The following is a 21,301-nucleotide window of genomic DNA, read 5'->3' as shown; positions in this document are numbered from 1 at the left end:
GACTCGCGGTAGGGCTCTCCGGAGTTCCTGATCACCGATCAACCCGGCACCCCGGATTCGCTCCGGGGTGCCGGGTTGTTTCACGCCGGTTGGCGGCTGGTCAGGCAGTAGGGCAGGCCGGAGGGGTCCGCCATGACGAGCCAGTGCTTGCCGCTGTCGACGCGGCTCGCGCCCAGCTCCTCGTGCCAGGTGGCGGTCGCCTCGATGTCGGTGCAGGCGATGTCGGGATGCGCGGAGGCGGGCCGGTTCTCGCCGAGGCGCTGCATCAGGAAGTCCAGGGGGATGCTGGGGCGGGCGGACAGGCGCGCGAACTCCGGGAGGCTGGTGGGCTTCCAAGCCCATCCGGTCAGTTCGCTCCAGAAACGGGACTCGGTGTCGTAATCGCTGTCGCCGATGTCCAGGCAGATCTGATCGAGGCGGCTGCGGTCACCGCCGGGGCCGGTGACGGTCGGGGTGAGGGGGCCGTTGGCGTCGCGAAACGGCGTGAAGCAGAACGGCATTCCGGCGGGGGAGCGCAGCACGGCGTAGCCGATCCGTTCGGTGAGGATGTAGTCCCCGTCGAGGGTGGCGCCGAGCCGCTCGGCGCGTTCGGTGGCGGCCACGACATTGTCGACGTCGAGATCCAGGTGGACGCGGCCGGGGCCGCCGACGGACTGCATCTTGAGCGTGGCCGCGCCGGAAGCCGGGAGCAGCGTGAGGAATTCGTCGTGCTCACCGCGCGGCGCCGAAGGGGTGGTGCCGGTGACGGTGGTCCAGAATTCGGCGCAGTCGTCGAATTCCGTGGCGGGCCGGTCGAGAAAGGCCCACACCCAGCGAATCGTCATGCTGTCTCCAGGGTTTCGCGTTTGCGGAAGGTCTTGCGGTAGGTCAGTGGCGGGACGCCCAGTTCCAGGCGCATGTGGTGGCGCAGTGAGGCGGAGGTGCCCATGCCCGCGCTGCGCGCCACCTCGTCGACCGGCAGGTCGGTGGTCTCGAGCAGGTGCCGGGCGTGGCGGACGCGCTGCTGCAGGATCCATGCGCCCGGCGCCATCCCGGTCTCGGCCTTGAAGCGGCGGGTGAAGGTGCGCACGCTCATATGGGCGTGCGCGGCAAGGGAATGCAGATCCAGTTCGTCGTCGAGATGGTGCAGCGCCCAGCGGCGGGTGGGTGCGGTGCCGTCGCTGCCCGCCTCGGGGACCTGCCGTTCGATGAACTGCGATTGCCCGCCTTCCCGCCACGGCGGCACCACGCAGTAGCGGGCCGCGCCATTGGCGGCGGCGGTGCCGTGGTCGGTGCGGATCAGGTGCAGGCACAGGTCGATCCCGGCCGCCAGTCCCGCTGAGGACCAGAGGTTTCCGTCCTGCACGAACAACTGGTTCTCGTCGAGCCGGACATCGGGGTAGAGGGCGCGGAACTGGTCGGCGAAGCGCCAGTGGGTGGTGGCACGGCGGCCGTCGAGCAGGCCTGCCGCGCCGAGTACGAAGGCGCCCGTGCAGATGGAGACGATGCGCGCGTCGGGGCGGATGGTGGCGAGGGCGTCGGCGAGCGTGGCCGGCAGGGTGCCCAGCTGTCGCGGCTCGGGGATGCGGGTGCCCGGCACGATCACGGTGTCGGCGCGGGCCAGCAGTTCCGGACCGTGTCCGGGGATGACGGTGTATCCGCCCACGGCCTCGATGGGGCCGGGGCCGAGGCCGCAGATGCGCACGTCATAGAGCGGATCACCGGCTTCGTCGGTGGCCGCGCCGAGCACCATCGACGGGATCGTCATGTCGAACCCGACCGCCGGTTCCAGGACGAGGACGGCGACGAGATGCGGTGCCGGCACGGTTGCTCCTCTCACGGTGGCTAGATCTTGACGCATTGTGGCATTCAGGCCACTCGTTCCGGTAGAGGATTTCGGTCACGATCGATCGGTGAGTGAGCTGACAGACCGCCTCGACCCGGAATCGCCGTCGGGCGCAACCCCGTTGGACGGCACACCCTCCGCCGCGCGCCGCGGACCGCATCCGGCGTGGATCGTCGCCGCGGTCGGCTTCGTCGCGCTGCTGGGCGCGGCCGGGTTCCGTTCGGTGCCCGGGGTGCTGATGGATCCGCTGCATCAGGAGTTCGGCTGGTCGCACGGCACCATCGGGGCGGCGGTGTCGGTGAACGTGCTGTTGTTCGGCCTGATCTCACCGTTCGCGGCCGCGCTGATGGAACGGCTGGGTCTGCGGCTGGTCGTGTCCTGCGCGCTGGTCCTGGTCGCGGCGGGTGCCGGGCTGACGGTGTTCATGACCCAGCCGTGGCAGTTGATGGCCACCTGGGGTGTTCTCGTCGGGGTCGGGGTGGGCTCGATTTCGATGCCGTTCGTCGCGACCATCACCGGCCGCTGGTTCGTGAAGCAGCGCGGTCTCGTCACCGGCGTGCTGACGGCGGCGGGAGCGACCGGGCAATTGGTCTTCCTGCCGCTCATCGCGAGTTTGGCGCGTGATCACGGCTGGCGGACACCCTCGCTGGTGGTGGCGGGGACGGCGTTGGCGGTGGTGCCGTTGGTGCTGTTGTTCCTGCGCGACTTTCCCAGCGATATCGGGGTGCGCGCTTACGGTGCCGAGCCCAGCAGCGCGGTGGGTGTGCGGACGTCGGCTCCCGGTGGCGCGGCTCGCGCCGTGACAGTGCTCGCGACCGTCGTCCGCAAGCCCGTGTTCTGGATGCTGGCAGGCGGTTTCGCGATCTGTGGCGCGTCCACCAACGGCCTGATCGGCACCCATTTCGTCAGCGCCGCCCACGATCACGGGATGCCCGCGACGACTGCGGCCGGATTGCTCGCGGTGGTCGGCGCTTTCGATGTCGCCGGCACCATCGCGTCCGGCTGGCTCACCGACCGCGTCGATTCCCGCTACCTGCTGGTCGCCTACTACAGCCTGCGCGGTGTTTCCCTGCTGGTGCTGCCGATCCTCTTCGGTCCGGACGTACAGCCGAGCATGTGGGCGTTCATCATCTTCTACGGCTTGGACTGGATCGCGACCGTGCCGCCCACGGTCGCCCTGTGCCGCAAACATTTCGGCGACGACGGTCCGGTCGCCTTCGGCTGGGTGTTCGCCTCGCACCAGATCGGCTCGGCGCTGGCCGCCTTCGGTGCGGGTGTCATCCGGGATGTGCAGGGGAGCTACACGACGGCCTGGTTCATCGCGGGCGCCCTGTGCGGATTCGCCGCGCTGCTCTCGGCCGCGATTCCCGTGATGGTGAAGAGCTCAGCTGTCGATGGACTTGTGAGGTCGTGACTCCAGGGCCGTCTGATCGCGCCGCCCGTCCCAGCGACTCGGTTCGTCGTGGGTGCGGGGCGGCCGGTCGTTGGCGATGAGCACCGCGATCCACGGCAGCGGCACCGAGACGCCGATGATGAGCAGCGACAGCCACCAGCTGTGCCAGATGCCATAGGCCGCGGCCGCGCCGATCAGGCACGGAATCCGGAACGACATGATGATGATGTATCGGCGAACCCGGGCCCGGTGCTGCTGTTCGAGCGAGGTCTGCGCCTCGGTGATCAGTGCCGGGTGCTTCTTCTCCTCGCCCGGAAAATAGCCCTGTGACGGCCGGGGCGGTTTCGGTATCGAACCGGCGGGATGGAACTCGACGTCCGGGCGACCCGCGCCGCTACTGCCGTCGGCCTGGGATTCGCCGTCACGCTGCATACCCCCGAGTCTTCCACTACAGCGCGTCGGATGCACACGCCGCCCGCCCCGCGACAGGCCGACCTGGCATCATTGAACCCGTGAGCACAGACACCCTGGTGCGTCCGGAAGAGACCACCGACAACTCCACCGACAACGACACCCCCAAGGTCTTCCACTACGTCAAGAAGAACAAGATCGCCGAGAGTGCCGTCATGGGCACCCACGTCGTGGCCCTGTGCGGCGAGGTCTTCCCGGTCACCCGCTCCGCCAAGCCCGGCTCCCCGGTCTGCCCGGACTGCAAGAAGATCTACGAGCAGATGAAGAAGGACTAGCTCGTTTCGCTGGTCCGGCCCGTGTCCCCTGGTCTGCCAGGGGGAGACGAGCGGCCGGACCTGGCAACCCACCGGCCTGGCAGATCTGGCCGCCACCGCCTGACAGGGCGGTGACCAGGCCGCCCCCGCTCCGAGCTCGACCTGCGCCGCGGACCGGCTCTGCGCGGATCGCTCAGGCTCGGATCGCCGGGGCGAGAGTCTGCTCGCACCAGGTGCGGAAGGTGGTCGGGCTCGTGGTTGTCGCGGTGCGGGGGACACCGTCGTCGAGGCCGTTTTCCTTGGCTCGCATCATGTCGACGTAGCCGGTGGCGATGGGTTCGCCGGCGCCCCGGGCGATCTGGATGGCGCGGAGGTCTTCGAGCGACTGCCGTCGGTAGCGGATGGGGCGGCCCAGGACTTCGGACATGATGTGCGCCATGTCGTTCGGGGTGAGGTCCTGCGGCCCGAGTACCGCGACCTCGCCGACCCCGGTCCAGGAGCGGTCGAGCCGCAGGCGGGCGGCGGCTGCGGCGATATCGCGGGTGGCGGCGATGGGAGCCGGGCGATCGGCGGCCAGGGTGCCGGTGAACTCGCCGTTGTCGCGGATCGAAACCGCCTGCCACAGTAGGTTGTCCATGAACGACGGGTTGGCGAGTGCCCGGTAGGCCACGCCGGTGCTCGCGATCAGGTCGTCCATTGCCAGTGAGGCTGTTACGTGCCCGGCATTGCCCGCGAGGGAAGTGCCGCGCCCGAGCGCCGAGACGCCGACGACATGCTTGACGTCGTGGATGGTGAACGCCTTGGCGGCGGCGCTGCTGAATCCGGAGAACGCGGAGTCCAGGCTCGGGGCGGACATGTCGGGCGGTACGAGCCAGAAGACCGCGTCTGCTCCGGCGAAGGCCCGGTCCACGACGCCGGGGTCGCCGTGGGATCCGGTGACGATGTCGACTTGGGCGCGGACCGATTCCGGAAGTCCGCCGGGGTCGCGGGCGATGACGCGCAATTCCTCACTGCGAGTAGATGTTTCGAGCAGGATGTCCAACAGCCGGCTGCCGATGTGGCCCGTGGGGGCGGTGATGACGATCATGCTTCGAGTCTCGTGACGGTTCGTCGCGGCGTCCAAGACCCTTTCCATCGATTGATACCGTAAGGGTATGGATCTGGACCTGCGCAAGCTCCGCTACTTCGCCGCGGTGGCCGAGCACCGGCACTTCGGCCGGGCCGCCGAGCAGCTCTACATCGCCCAGCCCGTCTTGAGTCGTCAGATCAAGGCTTTCGAGCAGGAGCTGGATTGCGCGCTGCTGACGCGAACCACCCGCGCCGTGGAACTGACCTCCGCCGGCAAGCAGCTCTACGAGGAGGCGCAGGGAATTCTGGCCGCCGTCGATGCGGCGGTGCGACGCGTCCACGACGCCGACCGCGACGTGCGGCGGCTGATCATCGCCTTCTCCGCCGGACTGTCGGTCTCCGAACCGATTCGGGAATTCTCCACGCGACATCCCGACGTCGAGACAGACATCGTCCCGGCGCGCTGGTGGGAGCCAGACGCACCACTGCGCGACGGCCGAGCCCAGATCGGTTATCTGCGTAAACCTTTCGACGAAACCGGAATGCGGGTCGTCCCGGTCGGCCACGACCCCCGGGTCGCCTGCCTGCCCGCGACCCATCCGCTGGCCGCCCGCCGTGAACTCACCCTGGCCGACCTCGACGGCGAACGGATGCTCGACCCCCAGAAGCGACGCGCGTCGTCGCTGGAGGAGAAATTCGAGCTCATCGCCTCCGGATTCGGCCTGGCACTCGTCCCGCTGAGCGTGGCCCGCGCCTATGTCCGCCCCGACCTCGTCCACCGCCCCGTCACCGACGCCCCGGCATCGGAAACCTGCCTGGTCGTGCCCGCGGACCAGCGCGGCAAACTCGTGCGCGAGTTCCTCGATATCGCCGTCTCGGCGTTGTGGTAGCGCTTGCTCCGCAGGATCGGCGCGCGGGTCGGCTGGGCCGCATAGACTGCCGTCATGACCGCGGCGCGTGAGATTCCCGATCCGTGGGCGGTGCGGCGCACCACGCCGCACTGGATTCCGTCGCGGGGGTTGAGCAATGGGCTCGCGGCACACGGGTGGGGAGTGCTCGCGGACTTGGACGAGTCGCAGGTCTACCGGGTGCTTTTCGCGCTGTCGGATGCGGGTATCGCGGGGTATGTGCTGCCGGTGCGCGCGACGGTGCTGGAGGCCGGTGACCCGGCGATCGTGTGGCGGCTGTCGGTCGACATCCCGCGGTATCGGGCCGCGGAGGACCTGTTGATGGAGTTGCTGCGCTACGGGCGGGCCAGGCGGTCGCGGCAGCCGGTCGAGCCGCGTCGCCGGCGGCGTCGGCGAGTGGCGCTGGTTCGCCAACCGCGGTGAGCGTTGGTCGCGCGGCCGGGTGCGGGCAGCTCGTACGGTGTGAGTCATGAGCGAACGCGTGGTGATCATCGGTGGGGACGCGGCGGGGATGGCGGCGGCGTCGCAGGCGCGCAGGTTGAAGAGCGCGGGGGAGCTGGAGATCGTCGTTTTCGAGCGGGGGCATTTCACCTCGTATTCGGCGTGCGGGATCCCGTATTGGGTGGGTGGCGATGTCGACGGCCCGGACGCCCTCATCGCGCGGACTCCGGCCGAGCATCGGGCGCGGGACATCGATCTGCGGTTACGGACCGAGGTGGTGGAGATCGATGTCGCCGGGCGGCGGGTGCGTTTCCGCGGGCTCGATACCGGGCTGGAGGGCTGGATCGGGTACGACAAGCTGGTGATCGCCACCGGGGCGACGCCGATCCGGCCCGTCCTGCCCGGCATCGACGCGGACGCGGTGCACGGGGTCCAGACCCTCGATGACGGGCAGGCGCTGATCGATACCCTGGAATCGATCCCGGGTCGGCGCGCGGTCGTGGTGGGTGCGGGCTATATCGGCGTGGAGATGGCGGAGGCGCTGATCAATCGCGGATTCCAGGTCACCATGATCAACCGCGGCGCCGAGCCGATGTCCACCCTCGACCCGGATATGGGTGCGCTGATCCGGAAGGCCCTGCAGGGCATGGGAGTTCAGGTGATCGGTGACACCGAGCTGACCGCCGTCCGCACCGACGCGCAGGACCGCGTCATCGCTGTCGTCACCGCCGACGCCGAGTATCCCGCCGATGTCGTGATTCTCGGTATCGGAGTCCGTCCCGCCACCGATCTCGCCCGCGCCGCGGGTCTCCCGCTCGGGGAGTCCGGGGGCCTGCTGACCGATCTCGCGATGCGGGTGCACGGGCACCAGAACATCTGGGCGGGAGGCGATTGCGTGGAAGTGCTCGACCTCGTCTCCGGTTCCGAACGGCACATCCCCTTGGGCACGCACGCCAACAAGCACGGTCAGATCATCGGCTCGGGGGTCGGCGGCGACTATGCCGTCTTCCCCGGTGTGGTGGGTACCGCGGTCAGCAAGGTGTGTGACCTGGAGGTTGCCCGGACCGGTCTGCGTGAGCACGACGCCCGGGTTGCCGGGTTGCAGTTCGTCGCCGTCACCATCGAATCCACCAGTCGCTCAGGCTATTTCCCCGGTGCCGCGCCGATGACGGTGAAGATGCTCGCCGAGCGCCGCACCGGTCGGCTGCTGGGCGTGCAGATCGTCGGCCGTGAGGGTGCGGGCAAGCGCATCGACATCGCCGCCGTGGCCCTCACCGCCCGCCTCACCGTCGATGAGATCGTCGCCCTCGACCTCGGCTACGCGCCGCCCTTCTCCCCGGTCTGGGACCCGGTCCAGGTCGCCGCCCGCAAGGCCGTGACCGCGGTCCGCCGCGACGCCACGGCGGGGAATCGACCGCAGTAGGGCCGCCTCTGTAAAGGGGCATGAACAGGCGGTTCGTTTCGGGCCGCCGAATGGTTCTTCACCCTGGGGGGAGGTTTTCCCACCCTGGGAGGGACCGGGTGAGCGCCGGGGTGACTGTCGACGACCCGTTCCGGCGGCGACAGTTGAAGCATGGCCGCCACCTCCGGTCGCGGATCGGCTGTCGCCGATTCGGTAGCGCGGCGCCATCGTGCGGATTCGAATGCGTCCATCGCTGTAGCCGACCGCATCGGATCCCGGAGGCCGGCCTGATCCGGATCCACCGATCCGGCATCGTCCGTGACGCAGATCGTGCCCCGGCAACGGCTGTGCGGTCGGAACATAGGATCTTCATGCAGCAGCCGGCTCCCGCGATAGTCGAATCGACCCCCGATATTCCCGAAGGCGCGTTTCCGCTGTCGGCGGCGCAGCGCGGAATCTGGTTCGCCCAGCACATAGCGGGTGATGTCCCGTTTTCCATCGCGCAGTACATCGAGCTGATCGGTCCGCTCGATATCGGGCTCCTGGAGTCGGCCGCGCGGCAGGCCGGCCGTGAGTTCGGTACCGGCTATCTGCGCCTGACCGAGATCGACGGCCAGCCGTACCAGTTCGTCGACACCGATCTCGTCGATCGGCTGGTCGTCATGGACTTCCGCGGCGAGCCGGACCCGGACGCGGCGGCGCATGCCTGGATGCGCTCGGAATATTCGGCGCCACTGCACCTTACGGCCGACCGGTTGGTGTGTGTGCGGGTGCTGCGCCTGTCCGAGGACCGCTGGTTCTGGTACTCGCGAATTCACCACATCGTGCTCGACGGTATGGGTGCGATGTCCATGATCCAGCGCACCGGCGAGCTCTACAGCGCGGCCCTGGCGGGCCGGGAACCGCCCGCCGCCAAGGCCGAGGACCTGCGCGGGATCATCGCCGCCGACCTGGCCTATCGCGGCTCGGACCGGTTCGCGGCCGACCGGGAGTATTGGCTCGAGCACCTGCACGGGGCAGCCGACCCGGTGAGCCTGGCCGGGCGTGCCGCCGACGTCGACGCGCACCCCGCCCGCGTCGCGGGAGAGCTGACGCAGGCCACCTCGGAGCTGCTCGAATCCGTCGCGAAGGCGGCGGCCTCGGGTGTCGCGCCCACCCTCGTCGCCGCGTTCGCCGCCTACCTGGCGGCCATGACGGGAACTTCGGAAGTGATGCTGAGCCTGCCGGTCTCGGCGCGCACGACGGCGGTCCTGCGGCATTCGGGCGGGATGATCGCCAATGTCGTGCCGCTGCGGCTGCGGCTGGAGCCGGCCATGACGGTCGGCGCTCTCATCCGCGCCGCGCAGGGTGAGCTGACCGGCGCACTGCGGCGGCAGCGCTACCGCCAAGAGGACATCCTGCGCGATCTGGGCAGGCTCTCGGACGCGACCGCGACGTTCGGTCCGTCGATCAACCTGATGATGGTGGACACCCGCATCGAGCTCGGCCCGGTCACCGGACGATTGCACGTGCTGTCCTCCGGCCTGATCGACGACATGTTCGTCAACTTCTATCCGGGTGTGGGCGGCGAGAGCACGCACATCGACTTCCAGGGCAATGCCAACCTCTACAGCGATGCCCGGCTGGCGGCGCACCACAGCCGGTTCCTGACCTACCTGCATCGGTTCCTGGCGGCGGGCCCGGATGCGCCGCTGTCGACGCTGTCGGTCACCTCGGACGCCGAACGCGCCGAGCTGGCCCCGGTCCGCGGACCCGCGGGCGTCGAGCCCTCGACGCTGCCGGACATCCTGCGGGCCGGCGCGCTGGTGAACGCGGACGCGGTGGCGATCGTCGCCGACGCGGCATCGCTCACCTATCGCCAGGTCGACGAGTACACCAACCGGCTGGCCCGTGTCCTGATCGCGGACGGCGCGGGCCCCGAAACCACGGTGGCCATCGCGATTCCACGGTCGATGGAGTCGGTGCTCGGGATGCTCGCGGTGGCCAAGACCGGTGCGGCCGCCGTGCCGATCGACCCCGGCTATCCGGCGGACCGGATCGAGCACATGCTCGGCGACAGCGGAGCCGTCACCGGCATCACCGTCGCCGCGGTCGGTGCGTCGCTGCCGGACCGGGTCGACTGGATGGTTCTCGACAGTGTCGAGACCGTCGGGCGTCGCGCGGCCCAGGACGCGGGACCGATCACCGACGCCGATCGCCGGGCGGCGCTGCACCCGGACCAGGTCGCGTACCTCATCTACACCTCGGGCTCGACCGGATTGCCGAAAGGCGTGGCCGTATCGCATCGCGGACTCGCGAATCTGGTCGCGGGTTCCGGCGCGGGATTCGGCGTCACCGCCGAATCGGTGATGGCGCATGCTGTTTCGCCGAGTTTCGATATCTCGGTCGAGGAGATCCTGGTGACCCTCGCGACGGGCGCCACCCTCGTGGTCGTCCCGCCGTCCGCCTACGCCGGAGCGGAGCTCGCGGATGTGCTGCGCGCGCACCGCGTCACCCACCTCAATGTCACTCCGGCGGTAGTCGGTTCGCTGGATCCCGAGATGCTGCCCGAGCTGCGCACGGTCATCGTGGGCGGCGACGCCTGCCCGGCGGACCTGGCGGCGACCTGGTCCGGGCGCACCCTCGTGAACGGATACGGGCCGACGGAGACGACGGTCACCGTGACCCTGACCGAGCCGATGGTCCCCGGCGCGGCGGTCACCCTCGGCGGTCTCACCCCGGGTGTCCGCGCACTGGTGCTCGATCCGTGGCTGCGGCCGTTGCCGGTCGGCAGGGTCGGTGAGTTGTACCTCGCGGGACCGGGTTTGGCGCGCGGCTACCATCGTCGCGCCGGGCTCACCGCGGCGCGTTTCGTCGCCGATCCCTGCGAGCCCGGACAGCGGATGTACCGCACGGGCGATCTGGTGCGCTGGGTCGCGCGCGGTGACCGGCTCGAGCTCGAGTATCAGGGCCGCGACGACTTCCAGGTGAAGGTGCGAGGTTTCCGGATCGAGCTCGGCGAGATCGACGCCGCGCTGCAACAGCAACCGGGGATCGACTTCGCGCTCACCCTCGGGGTCCGAACCCCGGGTGGCGCGACCGCGCTGGTCGCCTACGTGCTGGCCGAGCCGGGTGTGGACCTGCATCCCGAAGCGCTGAAAGCGGCTGCCGGGGAGACGCTTCCGGCGTACATGGTGCCCGAGATCGTCATCGTGCTGGACCGGGTGCCGCTCACCCCGCTGGGCAAGGTGGATCGAAAAGCGCTCCCGGCACCGGATTTCAGCCCTCGAACCAGCACGCACCGGCCGCCGTCGACGCCGAGCGAGGAGACGCTGGCCGCGCTGTTCGCCGACGTGCTCGGACTGGACACGGTCGGCGTCGACGAGAACTTCTTCGCGCTCGGCGGCGACAGCATCGTCGCCATCCAGCTGGTCACCAGGGCGCAAGAAGCCGGAATCCGATTCAGTCCGCGGGATGTCTTCGAACGCCGGACCGTTGCCGCGCTGGCCGCGGTGGCCGACACCTCGCACACGCGCGCGCTGCCCGAACTCCCCGGTGGCGGAACCGGTCTCGTGACCCTGACACCCGCGGTGTACGCGCTGCTGGACCGGGGCGACGCACTCCGATGCGGCGGTGACGCGGTCGCGGTCGACCTGCCCGGCGGATCGGATCCCCGCCGCGTCGGCGCTGCCGTGCAGACCCTGCTCGATCACCATGACCTGCTGCGCTCCCGGCTGCTGCGCACCGAGCGCGGCTGGGAATGGATCGTCGCCGAACGCGGATCGGTCGACGCCGCGACGGTGCTCGAGGTGGTGCCCGCGGGCTCAGGCATCGATCCGGACGCGGCGCTCGAACGTGCGCGTGCGCTACTGGACCCGGCCGCCGGTGTGGTGCGGGTCGTGCTGATCGACCGCGCCGAGCGGGAGCCGCTGTGCTGGATCGTCCTGCACCCGTTGGTGACCGATGACATCTCCCTGCGCATCCTGGTCTCCGATTTCGCCGACCTCGTCGCGGGCGTTCCGCTGGAACCGGCCGGCACATCGTTCCGGCGTTGGGCGCACGGACTGTTCGAGCACGCCGGTGAACACGCGGCCGAGCTGCCCGCGTGGCAGCGGATCTTGGCGACCCCCGATCCGGCCCTCGGGTCCGCCCCGCTGGATCCGGCGGTCGATGTGACCGCCACCGCGGCGGAACTGCGAACGACCGTCGAGGCCGACTCCGCGGAGGCGGTCCTCACCACGATCCCGCAGCGATTCCACTGCGACCCGCAGGAGGTGCTGATCGCCGCGCTCACCCTGGCGGTAAGCCGTTGGCGCACACGGGGAACCGTATTGCTGACCCGCACCGCCGATGGTCGCGGCACGCACGTCGTGCCCGGCGCCGATGTCGCTCGCACGGTCGGTCCGTTCCAGAGCGCGTTTCCGACGGCCGTGGATCTGGCGGGTATCGATCTCGACGAGGCGTTCGGCGGCCACGCCGCGGCGGGCGCGGTGATCAAGGCCGCCAAGGAGCAACTGCGGGCGGTGCCGGGCGAAGGCGCGGGCTTCGGCATCCTGCGCTATCTCTACGCCGACGGCGTGCTCGCACTCATGGATGCCCCGACGCCGCAGATCGGATTCACCTACCGGGACCGCGCGGCTGCCGGTGCGGAATCGTCACGGTGGCAGCATGAGCCGCTGACCGCGGTGCTGTCCCTCGACGTGGTGCGCCTGGACACGGGTCTGGAAGTCGAGTGGCGCTACGCCTCCCGGCTGCTGAGCGCCGCCGACATCGGCGAGCTGGACCGGCTCTGGGCGGAGGCGCTGCGCGCGTTCGCCGACCACGCGGCCGACCCCGCGGCGGGCGGCCACACCCCGAGCGACTTCGACCTCCTCCCGGTGACGCAATCCGACATCGACGGCTGGGATCGCGCCTACCCGAACCTGACCGAGGTCTGGCCGCTCTCGCCCTTGCAGTACGGCATGTACTTCCACACCCTCTACGACGCGGACACCGCCGATGTCTACACCGTGCAATCCCTGCTCACCCTCGAAGGCGACGTGGACGCCGCGCGATTGCACAACGCCGCAAGGGCATTGGTGGCCCGCCACGACAATCTGCGGGTCGCCTTCGTGGAATCCGCTGACGGGCCCCGCCAGCTGGTCCTCGCCGATGCCGAGATCGCTTGGCAGGAATTCGATCTGACCACGATCGAGGACGACGACGACCGCGCCTCGGAACTCGCGCGGCTGCTCGCGCTCGATGCCCGGGAGCACTTCGACCTGTCGCGACCGTTGCCGCTGCGCTGCACGCTGATCCGAATGACCGCCGACAGTTTCCGTTTCGTTCTCACCAACCATCACATCGTGCTGGACGGCTGGTCCGGGCCGCTGCTGGTGGGCGAGCTGTTGGCGCTGTATCTCACCGCGGGCGACCCCACCGCGCTGCCGCCCGTGCCCGCATACCGCCGCTACCTGTCCTGGCTGCACGACCAGGACGACGCTGTCGCGTTGGCGGCATGGACGCGGTCGCTGGCCGGAATCGAGAGTCCGACCCGGGTGGTGCGGTCGCCTGCGGGAATCGAGTCGACCGAAACCGGAACTGTCGCCGTCGATTTGCCGCCCGCGGCGGTCGCGCGATTGGAGACGGTGGCCCGTGAATCCGGCGCGACGGTCAACACCGTGGTGCAGGTGGGCTGGGCGATGCTGCTGGCCATGCTGACCGGTCGCACCGACGTGGTGTTCGGCGGCACGGTGTCCGGCAGGCCACCCGAGGTGGCCGGCATCGAGGACATGGTGGGGTTGTTCATCAACACCCTGCCGGTGCGGGTGCGGCTCGATCCCGCGGAACCGGTGGCCGACCTGCTGGCTCGGGTACAACGGGAACAGGCCCGGCTGATGGACTATCAGCACGTGGGGCTGGCCGCGATCCAGCAGGCGGTCGGTCTGCCCGAATTGTTCGACACCCTGGTCGTTTTCGAGTCCTACCCGATCGACCTGGCCGGGCTGTCGCAGGCGCTCGAGCGCGCGGACCTGCGCGTGCTCGACGCCGACACCACCGATGCGACGCCGTACCCACTGAGTCTCATCGTCGTCCCGACGCCCGGCGACGGGGTGCGAACGCTACGAATCAGCGTGAAGTACCTGGTCGACGACGTGCCGCCCGCCGAGGCGCGGTCGTTCCTCGATCGTTTCGTCCGGCTGCTCGATCAACTCACCGACCATCCGAGCGCCCCGACGTCGCGGCTGCAGTGCTGCGATGACGCCGAGCGCGCCGCCTTGCTGCCTGTGCGCGGACCGGCCTCGGCGCCGCCGCGGACCCTCCCGGAGATCCTGTGTGCCGGTGCGGCTCTCGACGGTGCGGCTATCGCGGCCCGCGCGGGTGACATCGCCCTGTCCTACGCCGAGCTCGACGCCTGGTCGAACCGCTTCGCCCGGGTGATGCTCGCCCGGGGGATCGGCCGCGAGACGTTCGTGATGGTCGCGCTCACCCGGTCATTGGAATCGGTGGTGGCCGTGTGGGCCCTGGCCAAGACCGGGGCAGCGTTCGTTCCACTGGATCCCTCGTATCCGGTGGAACGCATCGAGCACATGCTCGCCGATTCGCGCGCGCCGCTGGGCATCACGATCACCGAGATCGGCGAAACCCTGCCCGGGAGCGTCGACTGGCTGCTGCTCGACGACCTCAGCACCCTGCGCCGGGCCCTGACGGTCTCCGACGCACCCATCACCGACGCCGACCGCGGCGGCCACATCGACCTCGACCAGATCGCGTATCTGATCTACACCTCCGGCTCCACCGGAAAGCCGAAGGCCGTGCTGTGCGGTCACCGCGGCCTGGCCGATCTGGTCGCGGCCCAGCGCGAGACCCTCGACCTCGATCCAGGCGCCCGCACGCTGCAGGTGGCGTCGCCCAGTTTCGATGCCTCGGTGTTCGAAATGCTGACGGCGCACGCGACGGGCGCCACGCTGGTGATCTCGCCGCCCGACGTCTACGGTGGCGCGGCATTGGAGGCGCTGCTGCGCGACGAGCAGGTCACGCATGCGGTCATCACTCCGTCGGCGTTGGCCACGATGGACCCGGCCGGACTGACGCGGCTGCGTGTGCTCGCGGTCGCGGGCGAGGCGGCCACGCCCGAACTGATCGCGCGCTGGTCGGCGGGCCGGCGCATGGTGAACCTGTACGGTCCGACCGAATTCAGCATCTGGGCGACCGGTCCCGGCGAACTGGTGGAGGGCGAACCGATCACCCTCGGCGGTCCGATCCGCGGCGCGGCGGTCATGGTGCTCGACGGCTGGTTGCGCCCGGTGCCGGCGGGGGTGGCCGGTGAGCTGTACCTGGCAGGTCACGCCCTGGCGCGCGGCTACTTCGGCCGGTTCGAGATGACCGCGAACCGTTTCGTCGCGAATCCGCACGGCGCGCCCGGCGACCGCATGTACCGCACCGGTGACATGGTGCGCTGGGTGGCCGGGAGCGAGCCCGAATATCAGCTGGAGTACCTGGGGCGCAGCGATTTCCAGGTGAAGATTCGCGGGTTGCGCATCGAGCTCGGTGAGATCGACGCGGCGCTCTCGCGCGACAGCGAGGTCGAATACGCGGTCACCCTGGGCGTGGAGGGACCCGCGCGGGCGACCGTGCTGGTGGCGTATGTGCTGCCGGTCGCCGGCGTGCACGTCGACACCGAGCGCCTGCGCTCCCGGATCGCCGCGGAACTGCCCGGATACATGGTGCCGGACCACCTGGTGGTGCTGGACGCCGTCCCGCTGACCCCGGTCGGCAAGCTGGATCGCAAAGCCCTTCCGGCGCCGGACTTCACGCGGGCGGATCGGCCGTACCGCGCGCCGCGCACCCCCGCCGAACAGGCGGTCGCGCAGGTGTTCGCCGAGGTGCTCGGCACACTGCGGGTCGGCGTCGACCATTCGTTCTTCGAGCTGGGCGGCAATTCGCTCAGCGCCACCAAGGTGGTCGCCCGGGTCAATGCGGTACTGGGCGCGGCCATCGCGCTGCGCGACCTGTTCGACGCGCCCACCGTGGCGGAGCTCGCCGCGCGGGTCGCGCAGGGCGACGGCGGTCGCGGCCGCCGCGCCCTCACCGCACGCACGCGGCCGGAACGAATCCCGTTGTCGCCCGCGCAGCAACGCATGTGGGTGCTCAACCGGCTCGATCCCGCCTCACCCGCGTACAACATCGCCATCGCGCTGCGGCTCACCGGCGAGCTGGATGTCGAGGCCCTGCGGCTGGCGCTGGCCGACGTGGTCGCCCGGCACGAGAGCCTGCGCACCCGTTACCCCGTGGACGCCGACGGGCCACGCCAAGAGGTGATCGCCCCGGAGTCGGCCGCCCCTCCGGTGCCGTTGGTCGACACCGGGATCGGGGCGCCGCTGCGGGATCGGATCAATGAACTGGCGGGCAAGGGATTCGACCTCGCCACCGAATTGCCGTTGCGTGCCGGGTTGTTCCGCCTCGGCTCCGATACCGTGCACGTCGTGGTGCTGGTGGTCCATCACATCAGCGCCGACGGCGCGTCCATGGCTCCGCTGGCGGCCGATCTGGCCGCCGCGTACGCCGCGCGTTCGACCGGAAGCGACGGCGTGCGAGCGCCGCTCGCCGTCCAGTACGCCGATTTCGCGCTGTGGCACCGCGAACTGCTCGGCAGCGAAGCCGATCCGGAATCGATTGCCGCGCAACAGATCGATCATTGGAAAGCGGTGCTCGCCGACGCACCCGAGGTGCTGGAGTTGCCGGCCGACCGCCCGCGCCCCGCGGTGCAGACCATGCGCAGCGCCGAACTCACCTTCCCGATCGATGCCGAAACACACAGTGCCCTGCTGGAATTCGCCCGAGCGCACAACGTCAGCCTCTTCATGGTGGCGCACGCGGCCCTCGCGGTGCTGCTGGCCCGGCTGGCGGGCACCGACGACGTCGTCATCGGCGCGCCGATCGCGGGTCGCGGCGAGCAGGCGCTCGACGAGCTCGTCGGCATGTTCGTCAATACGCTGGCGCTGCGCACCCGGGTCGACCCCGCCGCCGGGCTCGACGATTTCCTCACCGCCGTCCGGTCGGCGGATCTGGACGCGTTCGCCAACGCCGACGTGCCCTTCGAACGGCTGGTGCAAGTCCTGGACCCGAGCCGCTCCACCGCCCACCACCCGCTGTTCCAGGTGTCGCTGACACTGCAGAACTACGCCGAGCCGGTCCTGGAACTGCCCGGCCTGCGCTTCGAGATCGAGGATTTCGACCGCGACACTTCGCAATTCGATCTCATGCTCGACCTGCGTGAACGTTTCACCGGCGCGGAACCGGCCGGCCTGGACGGTGTCGTCACCTACGCCACCGACCTGTTCGACCCGGCGACGGCCGCCGCCCTCGCCACCCGCTGGCAGCGCGTGCTCACCGAGTTCCTGACCCGGCCCGACGTGCGACTGGCCGAGATCGACATTCTCGACGAGACCGAGCGTGCGACCCTGGCCCCGGTGCGTGGCCCCGAAACCGCCGGGACGACAACGCTTCCCCGGCTGCTCGCGGCGACCGCGGCCCGCCATCCCGATCGCCCGGCACTGGTCGTCGAGGGTGTGGTCACCACCTATCGGGAGCTCGTCACCCGATCCGAGGCGCTGGCGCGGATCTTGCTCGAGGCCGGTCTCGGACCGGAAACCGTGGTGGCACTGGCTCTTCCGCGGTCCGCCGAACTGTTCACCGGAATCTGGGCGGCGGCCGCGACGGGAGCGGCGTTCCTGCCGATCGATCCCGGGTATCCAGCGGACCGGATCGAGCACATGCTCGCCGATTCCGGCGCCGCGGTGGGGTTGACCCTCGACCGGTATCGGCCCGCCCTGCCCGGCGGCACCCGGTGGCTGGTGCTCGACGATCCGGAATTCGTCGAACGGCTGGTCCGGGCCGGTGCCCGCCCGCCGGGCGCGGACCGGCCCTCGGCCCCGATCCGCCCGGAGAACGCCGCCTGGATGATTTACACCTCGGGCTCCACCGGAACCCCGAAGGGCGTGAGCGTTTCCCACCGCGGCCTCGCGGATCTGGTCGCGGCCCAGCAGGAGTCGCTCGGCCTGGACCACACCTCGCGGGTCCTGCAGGTGGCCTCGCCGAGTTTCGACGCCTCGGTCTTCGAAGCGCTGATGGCCTTCGGCTCCGGCGCCGCATCGGTGGTCTCGCCACCGGACGTGTTCGGCGGCAGCGCCTTGGCCGAGCTGATCGACACCGAACAGGTCACCCACATGGTCATCACGCCCTCAGCGCTGGCCACCGTCGAACCCGCCGCGGTGCCGAGTGTGCGGGTGCTCGCGGTGGCCGGTGAGGCCGTCGGCGCGGAGCTCGTCGAGCGGTGGGCCGCCGATCGCGTGCTGCTGAATCTCTATGGTCCGACCGAATTCACCATCTGGGCGACGGGTTCCGCGGCGCTCGCCGCCGACCGGCCGGTCACCATCGGTGCACCCGTGCGGGGCGCGGCGGTGCTGGCGCTCGACGATCGGCTGCGGCCGGTGCCGGTCGGTGTCGCGGGGGAGTTGTATCTGGCCGGTCCCGCACTGGCCCGCGGCTACCACGCCCGTCCGAGCCTGACTGCCGCCCGGTTCGTCGCCAACCCCTTCGGCGCGCCGGGCGAAACGATGTATCGCACCGGGGATCTGGTGCGGTGGACGCGCACCGGATCGGGTCTCGAACTCGAGTATGTGGGCCGCACCGACTTCCAGGTCAAGGTGCGGGGTCAACGGGTGGAACTCGGTGAGATCGACGCCGTGCTCGGCCGTGTCACCGGTGTCGATTTCGCGGTGACCCTCGGCGTCGCGGGCCCGACCGGCGCTACGGCTCTGGCCGCCTATCTGGTTCGCACGCCGGGCGCCGACCTCGATGTCGCGGCGGTGCGGGCCATGGCGGCCGACAGCCTGCCCGCCTACATGGTTCCCGCCGCCTTCGTGGTGCTGGACTCGATTCCACGCAACGCCGTGGGGAAGCTGGACAGGAATGCTCTTCCCGCACCGGATTTCACCATCGATCGCACCGAGTACCGGCCGCCGGCCATCGGTACGGAGCAGGCCCTCGCGCAGATCTACTCCGAGCTGCTCGGCATCGAACGGGTCGGCGCGGACGATTCGTTCTTCGCGCTCGGCGGCGACAGCATCCTGGCCATCCAGCTGGTGTCACTGGCCCGGCAGCGGGACCTGAACTGCACTCCGCTGCAGGTGTTCGAGCATCGCACCGTGACCGCGCTGGCCGCCGCGATCGAGGCGGAGGCGCCGGTGGCGGTCCTCGAGGAACTGCCCGGCGGCGGCGTCGGCGAACTGCCGCTCACACCGATCGTGCACTACATGCTCGAGCGCGGCGGCGACCACCGTCGCTTCGCCCAGACCGCCGTGCTCGACCTGCCGGCCGGAATCGACCGCGTCGGCCTGCTAGCGACCCTGGCGGCGGTGATCAACCACCACGACATGCTGCGGTCCCGGCTGATTCGAGCCGAGGACGGTGAGATGCGCTTGCTGGTAGCCGAACCCGGCACGGTCGACGTTGACACGCTGGTGCACCGCGTCGAATTCGATGCCGCGGCCGACCCTGTCGACACGCGCGAGTTCATCGAAACCACAGTGGATTTCGCGGCGAATCGGCTCGATCCGGCGAACGGCATCGTCCTGCAGTTCCTCTGGCTCGTCCCGGCCGGCCCCGCCGACTCCGGGCCCGGCCGCCTGGTCGTGATCGCCCATCACCTGGTGATCGACGGGGTGTCCTGGCGCATTCTGGTGCCTGACCTGATCGCGGCCTGGGCGCAGGTGTCGGCGGGCGCGGATCCGGTCCTGACCTCGACGGGCACCTCCATGCGGCGCTGGGCGCACGCGCTCACCGACGAATCACGCACCGATCGAAGGGTTTCCGAACTCGGCCATTGGTGTCGGGTCATCGAGGGCCCGGACCCGCTGATCGGGTCCCGCGCACTGGATCCAGCGATCGATCAGACGCACACCTTGCGCCGGATCGACCGCGAGCTCTCCGCGGAGGTCACCGACGCGCTGCTCACCACCCTGCCCGGACTCTTCCATGGCAGCGTCGAGGACGCGCTGCTCGCCACGCTTGGGTTGGCCATCGTGAGCTGGCGCGCGAATCGGGGGATCGCCGAGGGCACCGCGCTGCTGCGGCTGGAAGGCCATGGCAGACAACAGGACGTGATTCCGGGCGCCGACCTGTCCCGAACCCTGGGCTGGTTCACCACCCTGTATCCGGTCCGACTGGATCTCGGCGACATCGACCTCGACGATGCCCTGGCGGGCGGCCCGGCCATGGGCGCGGCCATCCGCGCGGTGAAGCATCAACTGCTCGCAGTGCCGGACAAGGGCATCGGATACGGCCTGCTGCGCTATCTGAATCCCGAGACCACGCCCCGGCTTCCGCATCGGCTGCCCGGGCAGATCGGGTTCAACTATCTCGGCCGATACTCGACCACCGATGTCCCGGCGGGACTGGCGGGCATCGGCTGGCTGCCCACCGATGACTTCGGCGATCCGACGCCCGCCGAATGCCCGGACGTGCCATTGCAATCGGCGATCGATGTGAACGCGGTGGTGATCGGATGCCGGATGCAGGCCAGCTTCGGGTTCCCGGAAACCGTGCTGCGCGAGGACGAAGTGTCGGAATTGGCTGATCTGTGGATTGCCGCGCTGGGCGCCGCCGCCGAGTTCGCCCGCACTCCGGCCGCGCGTGCGGCCGCCGCCGAGGAGAGCGCGGCACTCGCGGCCGCGGCCCAGGTCGATTCCGCACCAGCCGGACTCGGACTGGACGTGCTGCTGCCGATCCGGCTGGACGGCACCGAGCCCGCACTGTTCTGCATCCATCCGTCCTCCGGTGTCGCCTGGACCTACCTGGGACTGGCGGACGCGTTGCGCCCGGGACGGCCGATCTACGGTCTGCAGGCTCCCGATCTCAGCGGTCACGAACCTCCCGCGGGTTCCATCGAGGAGTTCGCGGACCGGTATATCCGCGAGATCCGCCGCGTGCAGCCGACCGGGCCGTATCACCTGCTCGGTTGGTCGTTCGGTGGCCTCATCGCCCATGCGATCGCCACCAAGCTGCGGCAGGACGGGGATGTCATCGGCACCGTGGCCCTGCTCGACGCCGACACCACCGACATCGACGGCGACAGCATCGAACGGCTGACCGCGGGCGGTTTCGTCAGCTCCTTCGGCTCGGTCTTCGGCATCGACGACGTGCCCGAAGACGCCACCGCGGAGGAGGCCGCCGAAATGATTCGGCAACGGCTGGGCGGTGTCTCGCTCATCGACGCGGCGACCCTGGAACGGATGGCCGAGTCGTTCAACGCGGCCGCCCGCACCAGAACCGGTTACCAGCGCCCCGTATTCGACGGCGACGTCGTGTACTTCAGCGCGACCGTCGACACCTCCGATATTTTCGGCCCCGAGGGCTGGCGTTCGTATGTGACCGGCGAGATCACCAATCACGACATCGAAGTCGCGCACCTCGACATGACCGGTCCGCAGGCGCTGGCGACCATCGCCGACGTACTCGACGAGCAGTATCTCGGACCGACACGGTGATACCGCCGAACGCGGTCCGGCCACGGTTCCG

General features: G+C 69.9%; 10 protein-coding genes. 6 read left to right on the top strand and 4 right to left on the bottom strand.

Features of this window, described 5'->3' with window-relative positions; translation table 11 throughout:
• Positions 1-80 precede the first annotated feature (80 nt).
• Together ACYVKL_RS36435 and ACYVKL_RS36430 are read right to left on the bottom strand one after the other, a co-directional pair.
• The gene (locus ACYVKL_RS36435) at positions 81-824 is read right to left on the bottom strand and encodes a VOC family protein (protein ID WP_379172975.1); all 744 of its coding nucleotides are present in this window, start codon (positions 822-824) and stop codon (positions 81-83) included.
• The gene (locus tag ACYVKL_RS36430; RefSeq protein ID WP_379172973.1) at positions 821-1,804 is read right to left on the bottom strand and encodes a GlxA family transcriptional regulator; all 984 of its coding nucleotides are present in this window, start codon (positions 1,802-1,804) and stop codon (positions 821-823) included. Before ACYVKL_RS36430 ends, ACYVKL_RS36435 begins: the two co-directional genes overlap by 4 nt.
• A 97-nt stretch (positions 1,805-1,901) precedes the next feature.
• Here ACYVKL_RS36430 and ACYVKL_RS36425 point away from each other — a divergent pair, with 97 nt between their 5' ends.
• On the top strand, positions 1,902-3,239 hold the full coding sequence (locus ACYVKL_RS36425) for an MFS transporter (protein ID WP_379173165.1): 1,338 nt from the start codon (positions 1,902-1,904) through the stop codon (positions 3,237-3,239).
• Here the strand turns inward: ACYVKL_RS36425 and ACYVKL_RS36420 are convergent.
• Positions 3,210-3,650 carry a DUF3099 domain-containing protein gene (locus tag ACYVKL_RS36420; protein ID WP_379172971.1) on the bottom strand — a complete coding sequence of 147 codons (441 nt, stop codon included), beginning with the start codon at positions 3,648-3,650 and terminating at the stop codon, positions 3,210-3,212. The genes ACYVKL_RS36425 and ACYVKL_RS36420 overlap by 30 nt on opposite strands.
• Before the next feature lie 80 nt (positions 3,651-3,730).
• Here ACYVKL_RS36420 and ACYVKL_RS36415 point away from each other — a divergent pair, with 80 nt between their 5' ends.
• Positions 3,731-3,964 carry a DUF3039 domain-containing protein gene (locus tag ACYVKL_RS36415; protein ID WP_213556622.1) on the top strand — a complete coding sequence of 78 codons (234 nt, stop codon included), beginning with the start codon at positions 3,731-3,733 and terminating at the stop codon, positions 3,962-3,964.
• Positions 3,965-4,136: 172 nt separating this feature from the next.
• Here ACYVKL_RS36415 and ACYVKL_RS36410 read toward each other — a convergent pair whose 3' ends face one another.
• The gene (locus tag ACYVKL_RS36410) at positions 4,137-5,030 is read right to left on the bottom strand and encodes an NAD(P)H-binding protein (RefSeq protein WP_379172969.1); all 894 of its coding nucleotides are present in this window, start codon (positions 5,028-5,030) and stop codon (positions 4,137-4,139) included.
• A gap of 67 nt (positions 5,031-5,097) precedes the next feature.
• On the opposite strand from ACYVKL_RS36410, the gene ACYVKL_RS36405 reads away from it, so the two are divergent.
• From ACYVKL_RS36405 to ACYVKL_RS36390, 4 genes are all read left to right on the top strand, one after another.
• Positions 5,098-5,901, top strand: coding sequence for a LysR family transcriptional regulator (locus ACYVKL_RS36405; RefSeq protein WP_379172967.1), 804 nt, complete (start codon positions 5,098-5,100; stop codon positions 5,899-5,901).
• Between the two features lie 54 nt (positions 5,902-5,955).
• On the top strand, positions 5,956-6,342 hold the full coding sequence (locus ACYVKL_RS36400; protein WP_379172965.1) for a hypothetical protein: 387 nt from the start codon (positions 5,956-5,958) through the stop codon (positions 6,340-6,342).
• 46 nt (positions 6,343-6,388) lie between these two features.
• Complete coding sequence (locus ACYVKL_RS36395; protein ID WP_379172963.1) at positions 6,389-7,783, top strand: FAD-dependent oxidoreductase; 1,395 nt, start codon at positions 6,389-6,391, stop codon at positions 7,781-7,783.
• 350 nt (positions 7,784-8,133) lie between these two features.
• Positions 8,134-21,270 carry an amino acid adenylation domain-containing protein gene (locus ACYVKL_RS36390; RefSeq protein ID WP_379172961.1) on the top strand — a complete coding sequence of 4,379 codons (13,137 nt, stop codon included), beginning with the start codon at positions 8,134-8,136 and terminating at the stop codon, positions 21,268-21,270.
• Positions 21,271-21,301: the final 31 nt, after the last annotated feature.

The organism is Nocardia tengchongensis (genome assembly GCF_054781395.1).
This window is presented reverse-complemented; position numbering and strand designations above follow the sequence as displayed.